At 62.2% G+C, this 21,262-nt stretch carries 15 protein-coding genes and 2 pseudogenes; 5 read left to right on the top strand and 12 right to left on the bottom strand.

Going from position 1 to position 21,262, the window contains the following annotated elements; translation table 11 throughout:
• Positions 1–90 precede the first annotated feature (90 nt).
• From D886_RS27040 to D886_RS0115270, 7 genes are all read right to left on the bottom strand, one after another.
• Positions 91–1,398 (bottom strand): MFS transporter, encoded by a 1,308-nt coding sequence (locus D886_RS27040; protein WP_050580762.1) that lies wholly within the window; start codon positions 1,396–1,398, stop codon positions 91–93.
• Between the two features lie 97 nt (positions 1,399–1,495).
• Positions 1,496–2,713 (bottom strand): fumarylacetoacetate hydrolase family protein, encoded by a 1,218-nt coding sequence (locus tag D886_RS0115295; RefSeq protein ID WP_027594754.1) that lies wholly within the window; start codon positions 2,711–2,713, stop codon positions 1,496–1,498.
• 26 nt (positions 2,714–2,739) lie between these two features.
• Positions 2,740–3,810: an Ldh family oxidoreductase gene (locus D886_RS0115290; protein ID WP_027594753.1), complete on the bottom strand. Its 1,071-nt coding sequence runs from the start codon at positions 3,808–3,810 to the stop codon at positions 2,740–2,742.
• Between the two features lie 16 nt (positions 3,811–3,826).
• On the bottom strand, positions 3,827–5,407 hold the full coding sequence (locus D886_RS0115285) for an aldehyde dehydrogenase (NADP(+)) (protein ID WP_033694217.1): 1,581 nt from the start codon (positions 5,405–5,407) through the stop codon (positions 3,827–3,829).
• Positions 5,408–5,442: 35 nt separating this feature from the next.
• Positions 5,443–6,984: a UxaA family hydrolase gene (locus D886_RS0115280; protein ID WP_027594751.1), complete on the bottom strand. Its 1,542-nt coding sequence runs from the start codon at positions 6,982–6,984 to the stop codon at positions 5,443–5,445.
• Between the two features lie 164 nt (positions 6,985–7,148).
• Entirely contained in the window at positions 7,149–8,114 is a 966-nt protein-coding gene (locus D886_RS0115275) for a LysR family transcriptional regulator (RefSeq protein ID WP_027594750.1), read from the bottom strand.
• Positions 8,115–8,148: 34 nt separating this feature from the next.
• Complete coding sequence (locus D886_RS0115270) at positions 8,149–9,096, bottom strand: LysR family transcriptional regulator (protein WP_027594749.1); 948 nt, start codon at positions 9,094–9,096, stop codon at positions 8,149–8,151.
• Positions 9,097–9,197: 101 nt separating this feature from the next.
• On the opposite strand from D886_RS0115270, the gene D886_RS0115265 reads away from it, so the two are divergent.
• Together D886_RS0115265 and D886_RS0115260 are read left to right on the top strand one after the other, a co-directional pair.
• The gene (locus D886_RS0115265; protein WP_027594748.1) at positions 9,198–10,511 is read left to right on the top strand and encodes an L-fuconate dehydratase; all 1,314 of its coding nucleotides are present in this window, start codon (positions 9,198–9,200) and stop codon (positions 10,509–10,511) included.
• 67 nt (positions 10,512–10,578) lie between these two features.
• Positions 10,579–11,880, top strand: a complete 1,302-nt coding sequence (locus D886_RS0115260) for an MFS transporter (protein WP_027594747.1) — start codon at positions 10,579–10,581, stop codon at positions 11,878–11,880.
• A gap of 7 nt (positions 11,881–11,887) precedes the next feature.
• Here the strand turns inward: D886_RS0115260 and D886_RS0115255 are convergent, their stop codons facing one another.
• From D886_RS0115255 to D886_RS0115245, 3 genes are all read right to left on the bottom strand, one after another.
• Positions 11,888–13,261 (bottom strand): GntR family transcriptional regulator, encoded by a 1,374-nt coding sequence (locus D886_RS0115255; protein ID WP_027594746.1) that lies wholly within the window; start codon positions 13,259–13,261, stop codon positions 11,888–11,890.
• A complete protein-coding gene (locus D886_RS0115250) occupies positions 13,261–14,643 on the bottom strand; it encodes a hypothetical protein (RefSeq protein ID WP_027594745.1) in 1,383 nt (460 codons plus the stop codon). Before D886_RS0115250 ends, D886_RS0115255 begins: the two co-directional genes overlap by 1 nt.
• Positions 14,644–15,158: 515 nt before the next feature.
• A complete protein-coding gene (locus tag D886_RS0115245; protein ID WP_027594744.1) occupies positions 15,159–16,184 on the bottom strand; it encodes a zinc-dependent alcohol dehydrogenase family protein in 1,026 nt (341 codons plus the stop codon).
• A gap of 204 nt (positions 16,185–16,388) precedes the next feature.
• On the opposite strand from D886_RS0115245, the gene D886_RS0115240 reads away from it, so the two are divergent.
• The gene (locus tag D886_RS0115240) at positions 16,389–17,303 is read left to right on the top strand and encodes a LysR family transcriptional regulator (RefSeq protein WP_027594743.1); all 915 of its coding nucleotides are present in this window, start codon (positions 16,389–16,391) and stop codon (positions 17,301–17,303) included.
• Positions 17,304–17,454: 151 nt separating this feature from the next.
• Positions 17,455–18,725: pseudogene (locus D886_RS27035) on the top strand (tyrosine-type recombinase/integrase).
• Between the two features lie 239 nt (positions 18,726–18,964).
• On the opposite strand, the pseudogene D886_RS27030 reads toward D886_RS27035, so the two are convergent.
• Positions 18,965–20,121 (bottom strand): annotated as a pseudogene (locus D886_RS27030) (IS3 family transposase).
• A gap of 112 nt (positions 20,122–20,233) precedes the next feature.
• Positions 20,234–20,470, bottom strand: a complete 237-nt coding sequence (locus D886_RS28865; protein ID WP_371097963.1) for a hypothetical protein — start codon at positions 20,468–20,470, stop codon at positions 20,234–20,236.
• On the opposite strand from D886_RS28865, the gene D886_RS0115210 reads away from it, so the two are divergent.
• Positions 20,462–20,923, top strand: coding sequence for an MmgE/PrpD family protein (locus D886_RS0115210; protein ID WP_256215110.1), 462 nt, complete (start codon positions 20,462–20,464; stop codon positions 20,921–20,923). The two genes, D886_RS28865 and D886_RS0115210, sit on opposite strands and share 9 nt — an antisense overlap.
• Positions 20,924–21,262: the final 339 nt, after the last annotated feature.

Here is a 21,262-nt window from a genome sequence, read left to right as displayed (position 1 = left end):
GCAAGGTCGGGCAATGAATGTGGGTACTGGTTATACATACAGATACCCACACCTGACAAGTGCCGTAGGTCCAGTGGCGCAGTAGGGCTGTTACTCGGTCACCCCAACCATCGGCCCCGCCTCGGCCTTGGCACTGCCGATCGGTGCCTTCAGCAGCAGGAAGTAAGCCACCGCCGAGCACAGTGCCACGATCGCGCTGATCATGAATGCCGTGTTGAACGAACCCGAGTACTGGATGCTGAAGCCGGTGACGATCGGTGCCACGGAGCCCGCAATGTAGCCGCCGAAGTTCTGGATCGAGCCAAACGACGCCACCCGCGGGCTGTCGACGATGGTGTTGACGATCATCCACGCGGTGGCACTGGCCATGTTGATGCTGAACAGCGCCAGGCACAGCAGTACCACACAGCCGGTCAGGCCACTGACGAAGGACAGCGGCAAGGTGAACAACGCCGCCAGCACCAGGCCGGTGATCACGCTGAATTTGCGGCTGCCAAGGATGCTCATGCCGCGTTGGACCAGCAAGTCACAGAAGCGCCCGGCGACGATCGTGCCCGCCGCGCCGAAGCCATAGGCCAGCGAAACCACCCAAGCAGTCTTGTACAGGTCCAGGCCGTGCTCACGTTCAAAGTAGCCGGGCAGCCAGGTCAGGTGCAGCCAGAGCATGTAGATCACGCCCATGAAGCCCAGTACCGCCCCCCAGGTGCTGCGGTGCTTGAACAAGTCGAGCCAACCCGCAAAGTACGACACCTTCGGCGCCTGTGGATTGGCCGCAGGCAGCGGCTGCTTGGACTCGGTAGGCAACGGTTTACCTTGCGCAGCGAGCTCGGCCAGGTACTGCGCCTTGCTCTTGTAGAAGCTCAACCAGCACACCGCCAGTACCACACCGATCAACCCGGTGATGATGAACATGCCGCGCCAGCCGAAATTGACCATGAACAGCGTCAGCAAAGGTGGCGCCAGGCATGGGCCAAGGCAGGTCGAGGACCAGACGATACCGGTCGGGGTGCCGCGTTCGTTGGCATCGAACCATTCCGACAAGGCCTTGGCCGCCGAAGGGAACATCGGCGCCTCGCCAATCCCCAGCAACACGCGCAAGCCCATGAAACCGGCAAAGCTGCTGACCATGCCAAAGGTGGCCTGGGCCACCGACCAGGCCAGCAACGAGGCGCCGAGGGCGATCTTGCTGCCCAGGCGGTCGATGATCATACCCATCGGCAACTGGGCAAAGGCATAAGCAATGGAGAAGGCCGACAACAGAATGCCCATCTGCGAGGGGCTGATCATCATGTCTTTCTGGATCGAGGTGTTGGCGATCGACAGCGCGCTACGGTCCAGGTAGTTGACGATGCCAATCAACAGCAGGAAGACAACGGTGAGGCGCTGATACTTCTTCATAGGGTTCATTGGGTGGCCTTTATTATTATTGTTGCGGCGCCTTCAGCGCCTTGGCGATCCGTCGGTCCTGTTGCGTTCATCCTTGGTGCGGCAACCCTCAAGGTTGACGCGCAGTTACCGCCGCCTCGAGCAGGCCGCGCCGGCTCAGGCTGTCGATCAGCGCACGCAGGCCGAAGCCCCACTGCGGCGCGAGGTCGCTGGTGGTGACGCGGTTGCACAGGGTGCCCAGTTGCGCGTTGCTGATGGCGACCAAGTCGCCGGGCTTGTGGGTAAAACCGTTGCCTGGCTGGTCGCGGTCCTGCTTGGGCGCGAACAGGGTACCGAGAAACAGCACCAGACCGTCGGGATACTGGTGGTTTTCGTTGAGGGTCTGCTGCACCAGGTCCTGGGGGTCGCGGCTGATCTGGCGCATGGAGCTGCGGCCGGACAGGATGAAGCCGTCCTGGCCCTCGACACGCAGGTCCACTTCGGCGTTACGCACATCGTCCAGGCTGAAGCTCTCGTCGAACAGGCGCAGCAATGGCCCCAGCGAGGTGGAGGCGTTGTTGTCCTTGGCCTTGGACAGCAGCAAGGCACTGCGCCCCTCGAAGTCGCGCAGGTTGACATCGTTGCCGAGCATGGCGCCCTTGATGCTGCCGTCGCTCGACACCGCCAGTACCACCTCCGGTTCCGGGTTGTTCCAGCTCGACTTGGGGTGGATACCGATGTCGGCACCATGCCCGACCGCCGACAGTGGCTGCGCCTTGGTGAAGACTTCGGCATCCGGGCCGATGCCCACCTCCAGGTATTGCGACCACAAGCCCTGCTCCACCAGGACCTTGCGCAGCGCTTCGGCCTGGGCAGAGCCCGGGATGATCTGGGAGAGGTCCGCACCGATGCGGCTGGCCAGCGTATCGCGGATGGCATCGGCCTTGGCCGGGTCGCCCTTGGCTTGCTCCTCCACCACTCGCTCCAGCAAGCTGGCGGCGAAGGTGACACCGGCGGCCTTCACCGCTTGCAGGTCGATCGGTGCCAACAGCCAAGGCAAGCGCGCGTCACGCTGGCCAGGGTCGCTGTTGGCCAGCAGCGCCGGTAACTCGATCAACGCGTCGGCCAATGGTAACGCACGCAGGTAGGCCACCGGGTCGGCCACTTCCAGCAGGGCCGAAACCGTCGCCACATGGGCGCTGATATCGTGCACGGCGCCGGCCTTGACAAGCACCACGGCGGGGCCTTGATCCGGCAGCCAGACGCGCCCCACCCAGCTGCCGGTGTCGAACACGGCAAGGTCGTGGCTTAGCGGCAGTGGCTGGTTGGCATTCGATTGGTCTGTCATGGGTGCACCCTTGTTGTCATTGTCATTCATTGGGAAAGCGCCTGCGAACGGGTCGCCAACTGCAGCTGCTCGGCCAGCCGGTCGAGGTCGTCGAGCACTGGCTGCGACAGGCTCAGGCCCTGCACCAAGGCTTGCCGGCGCAACGTCAGGCCAGCTTGCCCAGGCAGGCGTACCGGGCGCTCGGGGTCTACCGGTCGGCTGGCCATGATCAACCGCCCGAGGAAGCTGGTTTCGTCGGTAAACGCTTGCAAGCCGCCGAAAAAGCGCGGGTCGATGACCACCGCGGTGGCCGACGCGCCCCACTGGTCCGGGGCGTCCTTGCGGCCATGGCCGGCCAATGCCGAGGTCAGTGCCTCGACCAGGATTGCCAGGGCAAAGCCCTTGTGGCCAAAGGCCTGACCACCCAGTGGCAGAATGCTGCCCTGGGGCGTGGTGAAGAAGTCACGCGGGTCATCGCTCAGGTGGCCATCGTTGCTCATCAGCACCGGGTGCGGCAGCCGGCTGCCGGCATCACGGCACTGCCCGACCAGGCCGAGGGTTACCGTAGACATGCTCACGTCCAGCAGGATCGGCTCACCCTGGGTCGGTATGCCGGCGGCAATCGGGTTGGGCGTGAACACCGGGTCGACCCCGCCATGGGCACAGACCAGCCCCACGGACGGGTCCGAGGAATACACCATGGCCACCAGGCCACGGTCGGTATAAGGCTTGAGGTAAGCCGCCAGGCAGCCGATGTGCGCGGCCCGGCGCACCACGGCAATGCCGATGCCCTGTGCGCTGGCACCTTTGGCCGCGCAGTCGAGGGCCCGGCTGACACAGTACGGGCCAAGTACGTAATGGCCGTCGAAAAGACTGGAAATGCCGCTGTCCGACACCTGCTCCAGCGCCTGGGCCTGCGCCTTGACCTGCCCGCTGAGCATGCCGCCGATGTAGCGGCTGACCAGGTTGAGGCCGTGGGTGCGATGGCCTAGCAGTTCGCCTTCGAGCAATACCTGGGTCACCACCTGGGCGACCTCGGCATCGGCACCGGCTTTTTCAAACAGTTGCTCGACGAACCGGGTTAGCGCCTGCACGTCATACCGTTTGGTTTGCGTCATGCCTGTCACTCCACGGTCAGTTCAGGGCTGCGGTGCTGGGCTTGCCGTCCACCAGGCGCTGGATGCCCAACGGGTTGGCGTTCTGCAGGGCGGCGGGCAGCAAGGCGTCAGGCACGTTCTGGTAGCACACAGGGCGCAGGAAGCGGTCGATGGCCAGGGTGCCGACCGAGGTGCCGCGGGCGTCCGAAGTGGCCGGGTATGGGCCGCCGTGGACCATGGCATCGCACACCTCGACCCCGGTGGGGTAGCCATTGAGCAGCACGCGACCCACCTTCACTTCCAACGCACCCAGCAAGTAGCCGTAGGCCGCCAGGTCGGCATCGTCCGCCAGCAACGTGGCGGTCAGTTGGCCGCGCAAGGCTGCCACCGCGCGCATAAGCTCGGCTTCATCGGCAACCTGCACCACCACCGTGCACGGGCCGAATACTTCTTCCTGAAGCAACTCGTCCTGCTCCAGCAGCAGGCTGACATCGGCTTCGAACAGGTGCGGTTGGGCTTGGTTACCGTGTTGCGCCTGGCCACTCAACCGCTTGACCCCAGGGTGGGCAATCAAGGCCTGCAGGCCCTTGCCATAGCTGCCCAGGGTGCCAGCGTTGAGCATGGTCTGCGGCGCTTGCTCTGCCATGTGCCCGGCCAACTGCTCGACAAAGGCACTGAACGCTGGGGAGCGAATGCCCAGGACCAAGCCCGGGTTGGTGCAAAACTGGCCACAGCCCTGCACCACCGACGCGGTGAGGTCCTTGGCCAGTTGCGCACCGCGCGAGGCCAAGGCCTGGGGCAGCACCAGCACCGGGTTGATGCTCGACATTTCGGCGAACACCGGAATCGGCTGCGGCCGTGCCGCCGCCATGTCGCACAGCGCACGCCCCCCCTTGAGCGACCCGGTAAACCCGACTGCCTGGATGCCGGGGTGCTTGACCAGGGCCTCGCCAACCCCGCCACCGAAGATCATGTTGAACACACCGGCCGGCATGTTCGTGCGTTCGGCAGCACGAATCAGTGCTTCAGCTACGCGTTCGGCAGTGGCCATGTGGCCGCTGTGGGCCTTGAAGACGACCGGGCAACCGGCCGCCAGGGCTGCGGCGGTATCGCCACCCGCTGTGGAGAACGCCAGCGGGAAATTGCTGGCGCCGAACACCGCCACCGGGCCAACCCCAATGCGGTACTGGCGCAAGTCTGGGCGTGGCAACGGCGTGCGGGCAGGCAGGGCCTGGTCGATGCGGGCGCCATAGAAGTCGCCACGGCGCAGCACCTGGGCGAACAGGCGCATCTGCCCGCTGGTACGCCCCCGCTCGCCCAGGATTCGCGCAGTAGGCAAGGCCGTTTCCTGGCAGGTCAAGGCAATGAAGTCTTCGCCGAGGGCGTCGAGTTCGTCGGCAATGGCCTCCAGGAACTCGGCGCGGCGCACCGCTGGCAGGTTACGAAACAGCGGGAAAGCCGCCGAGGCCGCGCCCACGGCGTTGTCGACTTCGGCCAAGGTGGCCTGATAGAAACCGCCGGGCAGGCGCTCGCCGGTGTGGGCGTCCACGCTGTAGACCAGGGTTTGGCCCAGCGCGCTGCGCTGGCCGGCAATGAAGTTGTGTCCGCTAACGTGCATAAAAGGTTGCCTCAAATTCGGGAGTGGGCTGTCGATCAGGTCACGGCGCCGATCTGCCAGGGTACGAACTCGTTCTGCCCATAGCCGTGCTGTTCGCTTTTGCTGCGCGCGCCGGAGGCGATGCGCAGCATCTGTTCGAAGATGTACGCGCCACGCTCTTCGATGCTGGTGGAGCCATCAGCGATGCCACCGCAGTTGACGTCCATGTCCTCTTCCTGGTGCTCGAACACCCGGTTGTTGGTCGCCAGCTTGATCGACGGCGCCGGGGCGCAGCCGTAGGCCGAACCGCGGCCGGTGGTGAAGGCAATCAGGTTGGCGCCGCCTGCGACTTGGCCGGTGGCCGAGACCGGGTCGTAGCCCGGCGTGTCCATGAACACCAGCCCATGGGCGCGTACCGCTTCGGCGTACTGGTAGACGTCGACCAGGTTGCTGGAGCCGGCCTTGGCCACCGCACCCAGCGACTTCTCGAGGATGGTGGTCAGGCCGCCCGCCTTGTTGCCGGCCGACGGGTTGTTGTTCAGTTCAGCGTTCATGCGCTGGCAGTAGTCTTCCCACCAGTGGATGCGTGCCACCAGCTTCTCGCCGACTTCGCGGCTTACGGCGCGACGGGTCAGCAGGTGCTCGGCGCCATAAATTTCCGGTGTTTCAGACAGAATCGCGGTGCCACCGGCCGCCACCAGGCGGTCGACGGCATTGCCCAACGCGGGGTTGGCGGTGATCCCCGAGTAGCCATCGGAGCCGCCGCACTGCAGGCCAACGATCAAGTGGCGGGCGCTGACCGGCTCGCGTTCTACCTGGTTGGCCTGGGCCAACAGCGCCTTGACCTGCTCAATGCCGGCAGCGATGGTCTTCGAGGTGCCGCCAATGCCTTGGATGGTGAAGGCGCGCAGTTGCGTGCTGGTGGTAAGCCCTTGGGTCTCCAGCAGGCTTTCGATCTGGTTGGTTTCACAACCCAGGCCGATGATCAGCACGGCCGCGAAATTGGGGTGTACGGCATAGCCAGCCAAGGTCCGACGCAACAGGCCCAAGGCTTCACCGGAAGGGTCTACTGCGCAGCCGGCACCGTGGGTCAAGGCCACTACACCGTCGATATTCGGGTAGTCGGCCAGCGCTTCGGGGTGGATGTCGCGGCGGAAATGGTCGGCCACGGCTCGGGCCACGGTCGCCGAACAGTTCACCGAGGTGAGAATGCCAATGTAGTTGCGGGTGGCTACCCGGCCATCGGCACGCACAATGCCCTGGAACACCGCCTCAGCGACCGGCGTGCTGCGGGCATCCACGCCAAAGGCATAGTCGCGGGCAAAATCACCCATCTGCACGTTGTGCACGTGAACATGGTCGCCGGCGTCGATGGCCTGTGAAGCAAAACCGATGATCTGGCCATAGCGGCGCAGGGGCTGGCCCTGCTCCACGCGCTGGGTGGCGACTTTATGGCCTGAGGGGATCGCCTGGCGCACGGTAATCGCTTCTGCGTCCAGGAACAGACCTTCAGGTAGTGCCTGGCGAGCGATGAGAACGTTGTCCAGCGGGTTGAGGCGGATGACGGCAAGGTCACCAGAGCGGGCAATCAGTTGCATGAGACCTCTCAAGGCGGTGCGGCTGACTTCTTGTTATGGCGTCGCCCGTTCGATACCGGGCGAATCTGCAACCACTGTAAGAAGCCTTGCGCAACATTCCCAATGAGATGATCCGATCACGCGATAACCCAGGGTTATCAATACCATCTATCGGTGGCGATTTATCAATCGCTTGTTGTGCCCTGCGCGGTACGTCGTTGCTGCGCGAAGTCGAGCAGAATCTCGACGAACGCGTGGGCCGACGGGGTCAGCGGCTCGTCCTTGCGGGTAACGATGCCGTACTCCAGCGCGGGCAGGTGCAAGGGGCTCTGCAGTTCCTTGAACTGGCCGCTGCTCAGCTGTGCGGCGACCATCGACCTGGGCAGCATCGCGATCATCGGGCCCGATTGCAGCAACTGCAGGAACATCGGCATCGAGATGGTCTCGACGCTGTCTGCCGGCGTGGCAATACCAGCCACCCTGAAGGCCTGTTCCAGGCGATTGCGAATTGGCGTGCCCACGGGGTAAAGCACCCAGGGCCACTCACCCAGTGCCTCCACTGGGGTGCTGGCCAGTGCATTGAGCGGGTGGCGGCTGTTGACCACCAGGCTGAAGGGCTCGGGCTCCAGGGGCTGATAGTCGAACAGCTGACTGAAGCGTTCTTCCGTGAAGCGGCCGATCATGATGTCGAGTTTGTTCTGCTCCAGCATGGCCAACAGGTGGTCACTGGAGTGCTCGACCACTTCGATCGAGAGCAACGGGCTGCGTGCCTTGATGGCGGCAATGGCTTGAGGCAGCACCACGGGGGTGGCCGCAAAAATGCCACCCACGCGGATGAACCCGTGCCCGCCCTTGCGCAGCCGGTTGACCTGGTCGACAAACTGCTGCGAGTCGCCCAGCACCCCTTGGGCGTAGCGCACCACATACTCGCCAAGCTCGGTGGGCGGCATGCTACGTGGCAGGCGCTCGAACAAGGCGAAGCCAAACTGCTCCTCGAGGTCACGCAGCATTTTGCTCAGCGCCGGCTGGCTGAGGTTCATCCGCGTAGCGGTGGCGTGCATGTTGCGGGTGCGTGCCAGGGTGTCGATCAGCACCAGGTGCTTGTAGCGGACCCAGTTGCAGAAGCTGGAGTGGGTAATGTCCGACGGCATCAGAGGGCAACCTCAAAAAGGTGTAAAGGCAGGGCTATTGCGTGCGCAGGTACTGCAGCAACCTGTCCAGGGCCACGGAATTGGGCCGCGAGCGCAGGGTCAGCAAGCCCAGGTTGGCCATCGAGATCGGCAGTTCTACCGGCAAGATGTCAACCATGCCGTAGCGCGCATAATGCTCGGCCACATCGTTGGGCACCACCGCAATCATCTCGGAGGCCTCCAACATCGCGGTGGTGGCCAAGATCGAGGCGGTCTCGACAATGTCCAGCGACTGCACCATGCCGCCCGCCTGCAAGGCACTTTCGACCCGGCGGCGCATGGGGCTGCCGATGGGGTGCAGGATCCAGGTCAGGGCCACCAGGTCGGCCAACTGCAACGCCTTGGCGTCGGCCAAGGGGTGGCCGGCGCGGGCGATGACGCGCATCTGCTCACCGCCCTCGAACAGTTCGATGTTCAGGTCCTGGCTGTCGCTCTGGTCGGGCAGGCGCCCGACCACCATGTCGAAATCACCGCGCAGCAGCGCCGGCAACAAGGTATCGCTGGTGCCGACTTCGAGCGAGATACGCACCTTAGGGTGATCGCGCTTGTAGGCCAGCACCGCCTTGGTCAGCAAACCGGGCACCGGCCCCATCACACTGCCCACCCGCACCAGGCCCAAGGCACCGCGCGCCAGTTCGGCGATCTGTGCCTGGGCATGTTCGAACTCGTGCAGCGCGTTCTGCGCGTAGCGAATCATCACCTCGCCATACAGCGTTGGCTGCATGCCACGCGGCAGGCGCTCGAACAGGCGCACGCCCAGGCGTTCTTCCAGTTGCTGCAGCAGCAGGCTGGCCGCCGGTTGCGTGGTGTGCATCGCAGTGGCGGCACGGCGCAGGTTGCCGAACTCGCCCAGAGCGTTGAGCAAGGTGATCTGGCGGCTGGAGATCTTCAATGTGCCAAGGTTTTGCGGCAGCGCTGGGCTGTCTGCGGGCATTTGAGACATATCAATTCCGATATCCCTACTTAGGAATTGGCGATTATGCCTATATCGCTCGACAACCTACAGTCGAGTCTCCCACTGCCTGACCAGAACAAGAGTCCGCCATGAGCATACGTATTACCCACCTGAGCGTCCGTGACATCCGCTTCCCGACTTCGCTGTCGCTGGACGGCTCCGACGCCATGAACAGCGCCCCTGACTACTCGGCCGCCTACGTCGTGCTGCACACCGACGCCGACGCCCTCGAAGGCCATGGCCTGACCTTCACCATCGGCCGCGGCAACGAAATCTGCGCGGCGGCGGTGCAGTCGCTGGCACCGATGATCGTCGGCCTGACCCTGGAAGAAATCACCGCCAACATGGGCGCGTTCTGGCACCGTTTCACGGTGGGTGACAGCCAGTTGCGCTGGCTTGGCCCCGAGAAAGGCGTGATCCACCTGGCCACCGCCGCCATCATCAACGCCGTGTGGGACCTGTGGGCCAAGCACGAAGGCAAACCGGTGTGGAAGCTGCTGGCCGACATGACCCCAGAGCAACTGGTGCGCTGCCTGGACTTCAGCTACGTCACCGACGTGCTGACCCCCGAGGAAGCCATCGCCCTGCTCCGCCGCCAGGTGCCAGGCAAGGCCCAGCGCGAAGCGCAAATGCTGCGCGAAGGCTACCCCGGCTACACCACCGCCCCCGGCTGGCTCGGCTACAGCGAAGAAAAAATGCGCCACTTGGCCCGCGAAGCGGTCGCCGACGGCTGGACCCACATCAAGCAGAAAATCGGCGCCGACCTGGAAGAAGACATTCGCCGCGCCAGCATCCTGCGGGACGAAATCGGCTGGGAACGCACCCTGATGATGGACGCCAACCAGGTCTGGAGCGTCGATGAATCGGTGGCCAACATGCGCCGCCTGGCCGCCTTCGAGCCCCTGTGGATCGAAGAACCCACCAGCCCCGACGACATCCTCGGCCACGCAGCCATCCGCCAACGCATCGCGCCCATCGGCGTGGCCACCGGCGAGCACTGCCACAACCGGGTGATGTTCAAGCAGATGTTCCAGGCCGGCGCACTGGACTTCTGCCAGCTGGACGCGGCCCGCTTGGGTGGCCTGAACGAGGTGCTGATCGTGCTGTTGATGGCGGCCAAGTACGATGTGCCGGTCTGCCCGCATGGCGGCGGGGTCGGGCTGTGCGAATATGTGCAGAACATCGCCTTGTTCGACTACATCGCCGTTTCGGCATCGCTGCACAACCGGGTGCTGGAATACGTCGACCACCTGCACGAACACTTCCTCGACCCGGTGGTGATCCGTCGCGGTCGCTACATGCCGCCACAGCGCCCGGGCTACAGCATTGAAATGCACGCTGACACCCTGGAGCGCTACCAGTACCCCAACGGCGCGGTGTGGCTCGACATCAACCGTTCCTGACCTACCGACCTGGGTGTGCCGCCGCACGCGCAGCACACCACCAGCACTTATCACGGGGAAAAAAACAATGACAATCCTCACCGGCACGACAGCGGCCACCGCGCCTGCCGTCGCTACCGAACAGCGCCTTAACGGCCTGTTGCTGCGCAAATTGATGCCACTGCTTATCGTCGTCTACGTGATGAGCTTCCTCGACCGCACCAACATCGCCTTGGCCAAGGCCAGCATGGGCATCGACCTGGGCCTGTCGGCGGCGGCCTACGGCCTGGGTGCCGGCCTGTTTTTCCTCACCTATGCCCTGGCCGAAGTGCCGAGCAACCTGATCATGCACCGGGTGGGCGCACGCTTTTGGATCACCCGCATCATGATCACCTGGGGCCTGCTGTCAGCGGGCATGGCGTTTGTCCAGGGGGAAACCTCGTTCTACATCATGCGCCTGCTGCTCGGGGTGGCTGAGGCCGGCCTGTTCCCCGGCGTCATGCTGTACCTGACGTACTGGTTCGACCGCGAACAGCGTGCGCGCGCCACCGGCTACTTCCTGTTGGGTGTGTGCCTGGCCAACATCCTCAGTGGGCCGCTGGGCGGCGCGCTGCTGGAAATGGACGGCGTGCTGGGCTGGCACGGCTGGCAATGGCTGTTCGTGCTTGAAGGCCTGCCTGCAGTGGCGCTGGCCTATGTGGTGTGGAAGAAGCTGCCCGATGGCCCAGCGTCGGCACCTTGGCTGTCCGCTGCCGATGCCCAGGACATCGAGCGTCGCCTGAGTGCCGAACGGGCTGCAGCGCCGGAACAGAGCAAGCTGGGGCAAATGTTTCGCGACAAGCAGATCTGGTTGGCGATTGCGGTGTATTTTGTGCACCAGATCACCATCTACACCGTGATCTTCTTCTTGCCAGGCATCATCGGCACCTATGCCGCGCTGTCGCCCTTCCAGGTCGGGTTGCTGACCTCGGTACCCTGGATCGCCGCTGCCATCGGCGCCGCCACATTCCCGCGCCTGGCGACCTCGCCCAGCCGTTGCCGTACCCTACTGTTCTTTGGTCTGCTGACCATGTCCGCCGGGTTGCTGCTTGCTTCGCTGTCCAACTCCTTCATTGGGCTGATCGGCTTTTCGTTGACCGCCTTGATGCTGTTCGTGGTGCAGTCGATCATCTTCGTCTTCCCGTCCAGCCGCCTGAGCGGTAGCGCACTGGCGGCGGGCCTGGCGTTCGTCACCACCTGCGGCCTGTTTGGTGGGTTTGTCGGGCCGTCGGTGATGGGCCTGATCGAACAGGCCACCGGCAGTACCCGCAACGGCTTGTGGATCATTGCTGCGATGCTGGTGGTGGCTGCACTGATCAGCACCCGTTTGCGTCAGGGGCAGAAGCAGTAGCTCGCCCTCATTTCAAGTGCTGCGAGCCGCCCTGCCCTATTGGCCGGCCGCAGCGCAGTTCCAGCGCTTGAGCCAGTTTCTCCAGGGCCTGCTGCAACGCATTTGGATCCTCGCCCACCCAGGTCAGTGCCAGGTATTGCTGATGACGCACCTCCGCGCTGTGCTGCCCGCCTGGGACCACGCGCAGGGCGCTGCCTGACAACGCCGCTACCACGTCATCCAGTCGCAGCGGCCAGCGGGAGCGCAACCACAGGGTCCAGCCGCCCTCAGGCATGTCGAAGGTCACGTGTTCGCCCAGCTCAAGCTTGAGCTGCCGGCTAAAGCACGCCATGCGCCGTTGCAGTTCTGCCCGCAGCCGCCCCAACTGGATCTCGATTTCACCTTTGCCAAGCAGATGAGCAAGTGCCTGCAACCGCAACGGCGCCAGCTGAAACGCACGCTGGGCGAACGCCTCGGCCAAGCCGGCATGACGCCCCATCACATAGGCGTAAGGCGCTTCGCCCCCCACTGCGGCCTCGAACGACCCCATCACCAACAGCCAGCGCGGGTCGACCCAGTCGCGCAGGCGCGCATTCGGTGGCCCGCTGTAACACAGTTCGCTGTCCAGGTCGTTTTCCAGCAACCACACCGGGTGGTCGCCAAGCAGTTGGCCAATCTGCTGCTGGTCGTGCTGCGACATCAGCCTGCCCTGGGGCAGGCTGAGGCACGATGGCATGATCAGCATGCCCACCGGCTCAGCACTGAGCAGCCGTGCCAGCGCCTGCAAATCCGCGGTGCCGCTGTTGCTCAACGGTACCTCCAGCACGCGCATGCCGCAGCGCTGCAAGGCGCGCAGCACCGGCCAGCAGCACGGCGATTGCACCAGCACGGTGGCGCCGCGCAAGGCCAACGCTGCCAGCAGCATTTCCACCAATGCCTGCACGTCAGGGGCAAGGTGCACCTCCTCGGCACGCCAGTAATGGCTGGAGGAACGGGTATAGCGCTCGGCCAACGCATTGCGCAGCCGGGCACCGCCGACCTCTTCCACCGGGGCGGTGCCACGCGCACGCTGACGTGCCAGGCGCCGCTCATGGGTAAACAGCGACCGCTCTAGCATCGAGTGAGCGGGCACATGCCATGGCCCAGCCACTGCTTGCACCGGCGAGCCGCCAGCGTGGGCGCGCACGAAGTAACCGGACCGCGGCACGCAATGCACACGGCCCTCATCCTCCAGCAAGCTGTAGGCGCTCTGCACAGTGGCCAGCGATACGCGCAAGCGCCGCGAAAGCGTGCGTAACGACGGCAAGCGCCATGGCTCACGGCCTTGTGCCTCATCGATCAGCGCTTCAAGGTAGCGGTACACCTTCCGATAGGCGTAATCGCCGGGTACCGATCGGCCCATCAGGGCAAGCCCTCAAAGGCGGGCCTTCCTGCAGCGGGCGGGCGCGGCAGCCACTTCAGGTGCACATCGCGGCGAGCCAGGTTGGCCATCAAGCGCCTGGACGTCGGTTGCAAGCCCCCCTCATAGATCGCCCGCAACGGTACCAGCGCCAGGCCGCTGGTGTTCACCAGCCAGTCCTTCACCGCCTCGGGGCACGGCTTACCCTGCAAGGCCCGGTGCAGGTAGGGCAACGCCACCAGCATGTCGGGATGACGGCACCTTAGAAAACGCTCAAGGCCTTTTCCCTGCCGGGCGAAAGGGCTGAACAACAGGCACACCAGTTGGGTCTGGCTGATGCCGTAGGGTTTGCCCAGGTGCGCAGAGGTTGGCTCGCGCTGCCCGCCGTCGCTGCTGGGGCTTGCCAAGCGTAGTGCCGGCCGATGGACCAGCGGCTCGAGGCTGCGCGCACGCAAATCGTGCAGTTGCGCCACGGCCCGCGAATCGACAAAGGCCGCCAAGGGCCAGGCGTCCTGAGCCGCATCGAAGCAGCAGCCCAGCATGTGATCGAACTGCTCGTCCTCAAGCAGGTGTGGCAGCAGGTCGTCGATGGCGATCACGCGCAAGGGCGCCTCCTCGGTCGCCATGCTGCTTGAAGCATCCACGCGCTCCAGGGGTGAGCCGGCAACCCCATGTAACCTGCCCAGCCCGTTGGCCAATGCCGACAGGCACTGGTGCACGACGTGGGGGCCACGCTCCCCTGCAAGGCGCAGGCTCCGCCGCGCCCAGGCCAGGTAGCGGCGGCGCTGGCGTGCAGGTACGGCAGTAATCAGCACATCGGCCCGCGGCTGCGCCTGCAGCGCAAGGCCCACTGCGCCCGCCAGCTCCAGGTGCAGCCGGCTGCCCAGCAGGGCTTCGGGCCTGGCATCGACCCCGTGGCCGAACATCAGCATGGCATTGCGCGCCAGTGCCCAGCGCTCCGGCGTAGCCGATAGCCGCCGGCTGAAAGGCACGACTTCACAGCCTTCGGTCATCTGCAGTTGCACCCGCGGGTCATCCTGCATGAACAAGGCATTGAAGCTGCGTTCATGGTTTTCCAGCACGGTATTGCCGGCAGCAGGCAGGTTGACCACCAGTACCCGCAACTGAAACGTCACAGGGGCACGCAAGGCGATACTCAACTGGGCGGCACGCAAGGTGGCCAACAGGTGGGCACTGCGCCGGTCAGCCCCTTGCAACACCAGCAAACGGAACGTGCCAATGTATTCGGGCCCACCGGCAGCCACCAGCAATCGCTGAATCAGCAACTGCAAGGAGGCACGTTGCGCCTGGGACATATGGCTCAACAAGCGCTCGAGCACTTGCTGGTAGATATAGTGCATCGCCTGATCGTGTATAGCGCCCACGTAATCACCTCATCAACTTCATGTATCCATCACACTGGCAACTGCAAACAGTGCAATGCGTCCTTCCTGAAGAAATTTCCTACAAACTACGGGAAATAATGACGTGACCTGCTCTGTCGCCAAGCCATCGAAAAAAATGCGCCGCACCGATGACCGGCCGCTGCCATACGCTGCCCTAACTCGGGCATAGCCATGCTCATTCCACGCTCCTTGCGCAAACTATCACTGGGCCATTATCGAGCGTTGGATATCGAATAGAAGATACAGATCAGCGTAAAAAAACCATTCAGCAAGCACGGGAATACACAATGATCCGGGGACCACAAGTATTCAACTTGAATTTCCTTCCAAGATATTACGACAATAAAAAGCAAAGGCTTAAAATATGTAGTCTCCGTACTTTTTAATTGTAGGATGCGTCTGATTTTTTATGGATATAGCATTTGGGCATTGCACCCACCAACGCACAAAAAACCCGGGACGTTGCCCGGGTTCTTGTGGTCTTCAACGTCCCCTCAGGAAGGCTGTGCCATATCCAGTACCACCCGCCCGCCACACGGGCATTCATCCATGTACCGATGCGCCTCGACCACCTGATCGAAGGGATACACCTTGATGATCTGCGGGGTCAGCAACTGATCGGCGGTGAACTGGTTGATATCCCGCAGCGCCCGCTGCAGCGCGACCTGGTCCTGGCTGATGCCCAGCTCCGGCTTGCCGGTAAAGTTGCCGATACAGTGCACATAGAACTGGATGTTCTTCTGAAACGCCGCACAGGCCGGAAACGGCGTCTGGTTGCCGCCTTGCAGGCCGTACAGCACCAGGCTGCCACGGGGCGCGAGCACATCGCCGAGCAGCGACATCTGCGGCCCACCCATGCCATCGAGGACCATGTCCACGCCACGCCCGTCGGTGTATTTGCCAACCTGCAGCAGCAGGTCCTGCTCCTCGGTGACAATCACCTTGTCCGCCCCCAGGCCCAACAGGTAGTCGCGCTGTTCAGGCTCCTTGGTGGCCGCAAACACCTTCAGCCCCAGCGCCTTGCCCAGTTGCACGAACGCAGGCCCGGCGCAGTGGCTGGCATCGGTCACCAACGCGGTTTGCCCTGCCTTGGCGCGGGCCAGGTCGACATACGCGAAGTAGGCAATCAGCAGCGGCGTGTAATGCACACTGGCCTCGATCGGCGTGAGAATAGCCGGGTAGCGGGTGATCGCTGTACGTGGCAGCACGATCACGTCGCCATAGACCGGGTGATCATTGGCGCTGGTGGCCGGGAAGCTGGCGACCCGGTCACCCACCGCAATATCCTCGACCCCTTCACCGACAGCTGTCACCACACCCGCCATCTCATGGCCGATCCCCGCCGGCAGGCGGGCTTGGGACGGTGCCAGGTTCTGACGCCAGAGCACGTCATACCAGCTGACGCCGATCGCCTCGACGCGGACCTGCACCTCGTCGGCGGCAGGCGACGGTTCGGCCTGCTCTTCGCAACGGAGCACATCGGCTGCACCGAACTTGTGGAAACGGATCATGCGGGACATCGCATACCTCGCCTTGTGAACCTCTATTACCACGGACTTTATCCGGGCTTTGGCCGTTAGACCATCAGTGGTCATTAATAGTCGACATGCTTGTCATCGATTGGGCACCTGACATTCATCTGAATTGGCCCCCGGAAATCGGTGCAGGGTAACAGCCTTTGGCCTTAAGATTCACCCCTGCCCCACTTTAGGCGAAGCGCACCGATGAATCGAAACGACCTGCGTCGTGTAGACCTCAACCTGCTGATCGTGTTCGAAACGCTGATGCACGAGCGTAGCGTGACCCGTGCTGCCGAGAAACTGTTCCTCGGCCAGCCCGCCATCAGCGCGGCCCTGTCGCGCCTGCGCAACCTGTTCGACGACCCCCTGTTCGTGCGCACCGGCCGCAGCATGGAGCCCTCGGCGCGGGCGCATGAAATCTTCGCCCTGCTCTCCCCGGCGCTGGACTCGATCTCTACCGCCGTCAGCCGCGCGGCCGAGTTCGACCCCGCCACCAGTAATGCTGTGTTCCGCATCGGCCTGTCGGACGACGCCGAATTCGCCTTGCTGCCGCAACTGCTCAAACGCATCCGTGCCGAAGCACCGGGTATCGTGCTGGTGGTACGCCGGGTCAACTACCTGCTGATGCCAACGCTGCTGGCCTCGGGGGAGATCTCGGTGGGCGTCAGTTACACCAGCGACCTGCCAGCCAATGCCAAGCGCAAGGTGCTGCGCCGCAGCAAGCCAAAACTGCTGCGCGCCGACAGTGTGCCCGGCAGCATCACCCTGGACGACTTCTGCGCCCGGCCGCACGCCCTGGTGTCGTTTGCCGGTGACCTGTCCGGTTTCATCGACGAAGCCCTGGACGAGATAGGCCGCAAGCGCCATGTGGTGCTCGCGGTACCGCAGTTCAATGGGCTGGGGAGTTTGCTGGCGGGTACCGACATTGTTGCCACGGTGCCGGATTACACGGCGGATGCGTTGACGGCTGCCGGGGGGTTGCGGGCTGAGGACCTGCCGATCGAGGTGCGCAGTTTCGAGCTGCACATGGCGTGGCGGGGGGCGCAGGATAATGATCCGGCGGAGCGCTGGTTGCGGTCGCGGATTCAGATGTTTTTTGGGGATCCCGATAGCTTGTGACTGACTTCCATCGAGATCCGCAAATACCAATAAAATCAGGCTCTTAATCTGATTTTACGTCCAAGGCCGTCCGTCGCATTCCGCTCATTTCCAACACGCCTGTGGGTATATTTTGGGGTACTTTTTCCGTTTCGAAAAAAAGTACCCGCACATGACGACGACCCTTCCCACGCCTGCATTGCGGCCTAAACTCAGCGATGCCTTCTTGCGTGCCATTGCTGAACCCGGCAAGTACGCCGACGGCGAGGTACCCGGTCTTTACCTGCATGTTCAGGCCTCGCAGAAGTCGAACAAGCCTGCCGCAAATACTGGCGGATGAGGTATCGCCTGCACGGCAAGGAGAACGTGTACGCGATCGGCCGTTATCCCGACATTGGCTTGAAAGACGCGCGCGACTTGGCTCGAGCCGCGCGCCAGAACGTAGCTCATCACGTCGCCCCGCTGAAGGCCAAACGCAAGAAAATCGCCGATCAGCTACTTAATGAGGAACGCACATTCAGTTACGTCGCCGAACAGTGGCTGGCCTTCAAGTCGCACGACCTCGTAAGCAAATCCCTCGCGGGCTTTCGCGGCGCTTTGAACAATCACATCCTGCCCACGATCGGCAATATTCCCGTCAACGAGATCAAACTGGACCACATCATCGAGATCATCGCTACCCTGCGCCGAGCACGCACACTGGCCATGGCCAAGCGCGTGCGTACCATCATCCGTGCCGTGCTCGGTTTCGCTGAGGGACGTGGCTGGGTGGAGCGTAACGTGGCCCTGAGCAACACCGAAGAGCTCAAGGTTCGCCATGTGGTAACCAGTAATCCAGCGATCGAACGACCAGCCGATTTGGGTCAGCTTCTGCTTCGTCTGGATGAACTCAGCCCGAGCAGCGTGAGCACCGCGATGCGCTTGCTGGTCATGCTGCCGGTTCGCCCGGGTGAGTTGGTGAAAATGCGTTGGGAAGACATCGACCTGGTCAGCGCCGACTGGCGCTATGTAGTTGGGAAAACACGCCATCTGGATAAGAGCAAACATATCGTGCCACTGCCGGAGCAAGCCCTTGTGCTGTTGCGTGAACTACATGAGCGGCGGATGGTGGATGAAGCGGGCAATGGCTGGGTCTTTGTCTCGCCGGTCTACCCAGGCTATCCAGTTGACGCCACATCCCTGGCCAAGGCCTACCAGCGGATCTGGCCGGAATACCGCATCACTGCGCACGGTTTCCGCGCCACCTACCGCACTATCGCTCACGAGCATTTGGGCATCGATCCGATTGTGCTGGAGTTGTCGCTGTCTCACCGTATGCCAGGCGCTCTGGGCGCAGTGTATGCGCGCGCGCAGTTGCTGCCGCAGCGACGAGAAGCGGCGCAGCATTGGGCGGACTACCTCGATCGGCTTCGAAAAAATTCCAAAGATACTGCAGCAGAATAGTTGTCGGAAAAGTACAGATCCTACTTGCACTTCCTTCTTGTCATGATCACAACAACTGCCTCTTCAGGAAGGGCCAACTCAATATCGTGAACATGGCGGAGCACTCGATATCCGAACTCACGCGACTTAGCCAGCCGGTAAAAATAAAGTTATAACAATCAATAAGATAAAAATTGAGTTCGAAAGCAGCGAAGTCCGCCAAATAGCGCTCCAACGACTTCTGAATCGCCCCTGATTTCCTAGACACTCTCCAAGCTCAGGAAATAGCGTTTCTCGTATTCTACTGGCGACAGCTGCATAGCACTGCCGTGTCGGCATTTAGGATTATAAAACATCTCGATGTAATCGAAAATATCACTCCGGGCTTCGTCACGCGTTGCGTAGATCTTTCGTCGGATTCGCTCCCGCTTCAAAAGCTGGAAAAAGCTCTCGGCTATGGCATTGTCGTGGCAGTTTCCCCGTCGGCTCGTGCTGCTGACCACATTGTTGGCCTTAAGGAAGCTTTGCCAATCTGAGCTACTGAACTGGGCCTTGGTCTGAGTGAATCATCACTTGCTGCTGTGGCTTGCGTCGCCAAACGGCCATCAACATCGCGTCGATAGCAAGGTCGCTGCACATCCTCGGCTTCATTGACCAACCAATCACTTGGCGAGAAAACAGATCCAGCACTACCGCCAGATACAGCCATCCTTCATAGGTGCGAATGTATATGATGTCTGTCACCCAGACCTTGTTCGGCTCGCTGACCTTGAACTGCCGGGCAAGGTGGTTGGGCGAGGCCAGGTTGGTTTTCCGCCATAAAAACAAGGTCGACGGCGATAGCCCGTTTGAGAACGCAACCCCTCTGTCTGCATCAAACGACCGACTCGATTTCGCCCGCAGGGTTCTCCCAGCTCACGCAGGTCATCATGAATTTTGCGGTAGCCGTACACGCCTCCGCTTTCGATCCAAGCCTGTTTGATCAAGCCAAGCAGACGATGATCTTCTTTTGCTCGGGCAGATTGAGGCTCGGCCAACCAGGCGTAGTAGCCGCTGGGATGCACCTTGAGGGTATGGCAAAGGCGCCCCACCGGGTAATCCGTCGAGTGCTTCTTGATGAAGGCGTACTTCAGCCGCACTCCTTGGCAAAGTACGCGGCGGCCTTCTTTAAGATGTCTCACTCTTCCGTCACGCGCTTGAGTTCAGCGCGCAGCTTACGCAGCTCAGCCTGCTGATCATCGTCTTGCTGACGCTGTTCTTGGGGTTTGCTGTATAGCTTGATCCAAGCGTAGAGGCTGTGAACGTTGTGAACGGACATGCCCGGGCGCTGGGCAACATCGGCGACAGGCTTGCCTTTCTCGGTCACTTGCTTGACCGCTTCGATCTTGAATTCTTCAGGGTAACGCTGACGACTCATGGCACCTCCTATTTGGGCCTCATTATGAGGCTTGGAGATGTCTAGGAAACCAAGGGCGATTCATAACGCAGTGACACCGAAACCTTTGACTGTCTCGATGCAAATGCGTGCGTCAAACAAGAGAACCCATCCGGCGTGCATCTGGGCCAACATTCAGCCTGCGGTTAGCACCTTTCTCCGCGACTGAGTACACAACTCTAGCGGCTGGCTGATGCTTCCGCTTTCGGCATTGAAATGCAACCACTGCGATCTGTAGCGAAGGCTCGAAAGGTATCGCGACAAGGTTCGTACGTTCTACGCCAACAAGTGCAAACTCGTCTACGATCGTGACGCCCTGCCCTTGCTTCACCAAGTTGACGGCCAAGCTGTACCGATTGGTTTCCAACGCAGCAACCTTGGTGAGCAAGCAAGAAGGCTCGCCAGGATAATGGGTGGACAGGGCAGCGCCAACGTGTTTGGGGAAACGGATAGCTTCAGCCTCACCGCAGCTGCGTTTGCCAATGCATTCATTATCAATGCACTCGATCATGATGACGGAGTGGAAAACGATGGGAAGGGCATGGGGCACCCCGGCGCCACGCTCATGGCCACCGCTATCGCAGCGTTGGACGCGAATCCCAAGCAGGTAACCGAGTCGGCTCTCTTGGCGGGACTGATAGCAGGCTTCGAAGTCAACAACCGCTTGATCCATTCACTGCGCCCAGTGCAGATAGTTTCAATAAAGCGTACGGCGTCGCAAAACACCAAGCCATCGGTGCCGCTGTGGTGTATGGCCGAATCAGCGGTTTCGATGAGGAACTGATGCACCACGCAGCGGATGGTGGGCTCCGATAGATTCGATGCCGAGGTCCTGACCGCCAACCAGGCGCGATTGTGGAGATCGAGAATGACGCTGGAGTGTGCATCCGTCACGCCCTTGCAATGCCCTGCGGCAGCGCCTCACGCCCGATTTCAGATGCAACGATCATCGAGAAGGCACGCCGTAATCTTGAGGGAAACGTTGAAGACCCAGACAGGTTTTTAACTACTTTTTGAAGGGTATTCCGGAGGGCGACTACCCCCTGAGACCCAAGTCGCTAATTGGCTCTGCCTGCCGCCGCTGACCCAAAGCTCACCTGGTAAAAACCATGAGGTGTTCAAC

It is taken from the genome of Pseudomonas sp. LAIL14HWK12:I7, from assembly GCF_000483465.1.
Classification (GTDB): Bacteria; Pseudomonadota; Gammaproteobacteria; order Pseudomonadales; family Pseudomonadaceae; genus Aquipseudomonas; species Aquipseudomonas kermanshahensis.
The sequence above is the reverse complement of the archived record's forward strand: the minus strand, read 5'-3'. Positions and strand labels throughout refer to the sequence as shown.

Coding starts and splice junctions, on each gene's coding strand:
- D886_RS27040 (WP_050580762.1), bottom strand. CDS start 1,398: ATGAAGAAGTATCAGCGCCTCACCGTTGTCTTCCTGCTGTTGATTGGC.
- D886_RS0115295 (WP_027594754.1), bottom strand. CDS start 2,713: ATGACAGACCAATCGAATGCCAACCAGCCACTGCCGCTAAGCCACGAC.
- D886_RS0115290 (WP_027594753.1), bottom strand. CDS start 3,810: ATGACGCAAACCAAACGGTATGACGTGCAGGCGCTAACCCGGTTCGTC.
- D886_RS0115285 (WP_033694217.1), bottom strand. CDS start 5,407: ATGCACGTTAGCGGACACAACTTCATTGCCGGCCAGCGCAGCGCGCTG.
- D886_RS0115280 (WP_027594751.1), bottom strand. CDS start 6,984: ATGCAACTGATTGCCCGCTCTGGTGACCTTGCCGTCATCCGCCTCAAC.
- D886_RS0115275 (WP_027594750.1), bottom strand. CDS start 8,114: ATGCCGTCGGACATTACCCACTCCAGCTTCTGCAACTGGGTCCGCTAC.
- D886_RS0115270 (WP_027594749.1), bottom strand. CDS start 9,096: ATGTCTCAAATGCCCGCAGACAGCCCAGCGCTGCCGCAAAACCTTGGC.
- D886_RS0115265 (WP_027594748.1), top strand. CDS start 9,198: ATGAGCATACGTATTACCCACCTGAGCGTCCGTGACATCCGCTTCCCG.
- D886_RS0115260 (WP_027594747.1), top strand. CDS start 10,579: ATGACAATCCTCACCGGCACGACAGCGGCCACCGCGCCTGCCGTCGCT.
- D886_RS0115255 (WP_027594746.1), bottom strand. CDS start 13,261: ATGGGCCGATCGGTACCCGGCGATTACGCCTATCGGAAGGTGTACCGC.
- D886_RS0115245 (WP_027594744.1), bottom strand. CDS start 16,184: ATGTCCCGCATGATCCGTTTCCACAAGTTCGGTGCAGCCGATGTGCTC.
- D886_RS0115240 (WP_027594743.1), top strand. CDS start 16,389: ATGAATCGAAACGACCTGCGTCGTGTAGACCTCAACCTGCTGATCGTG.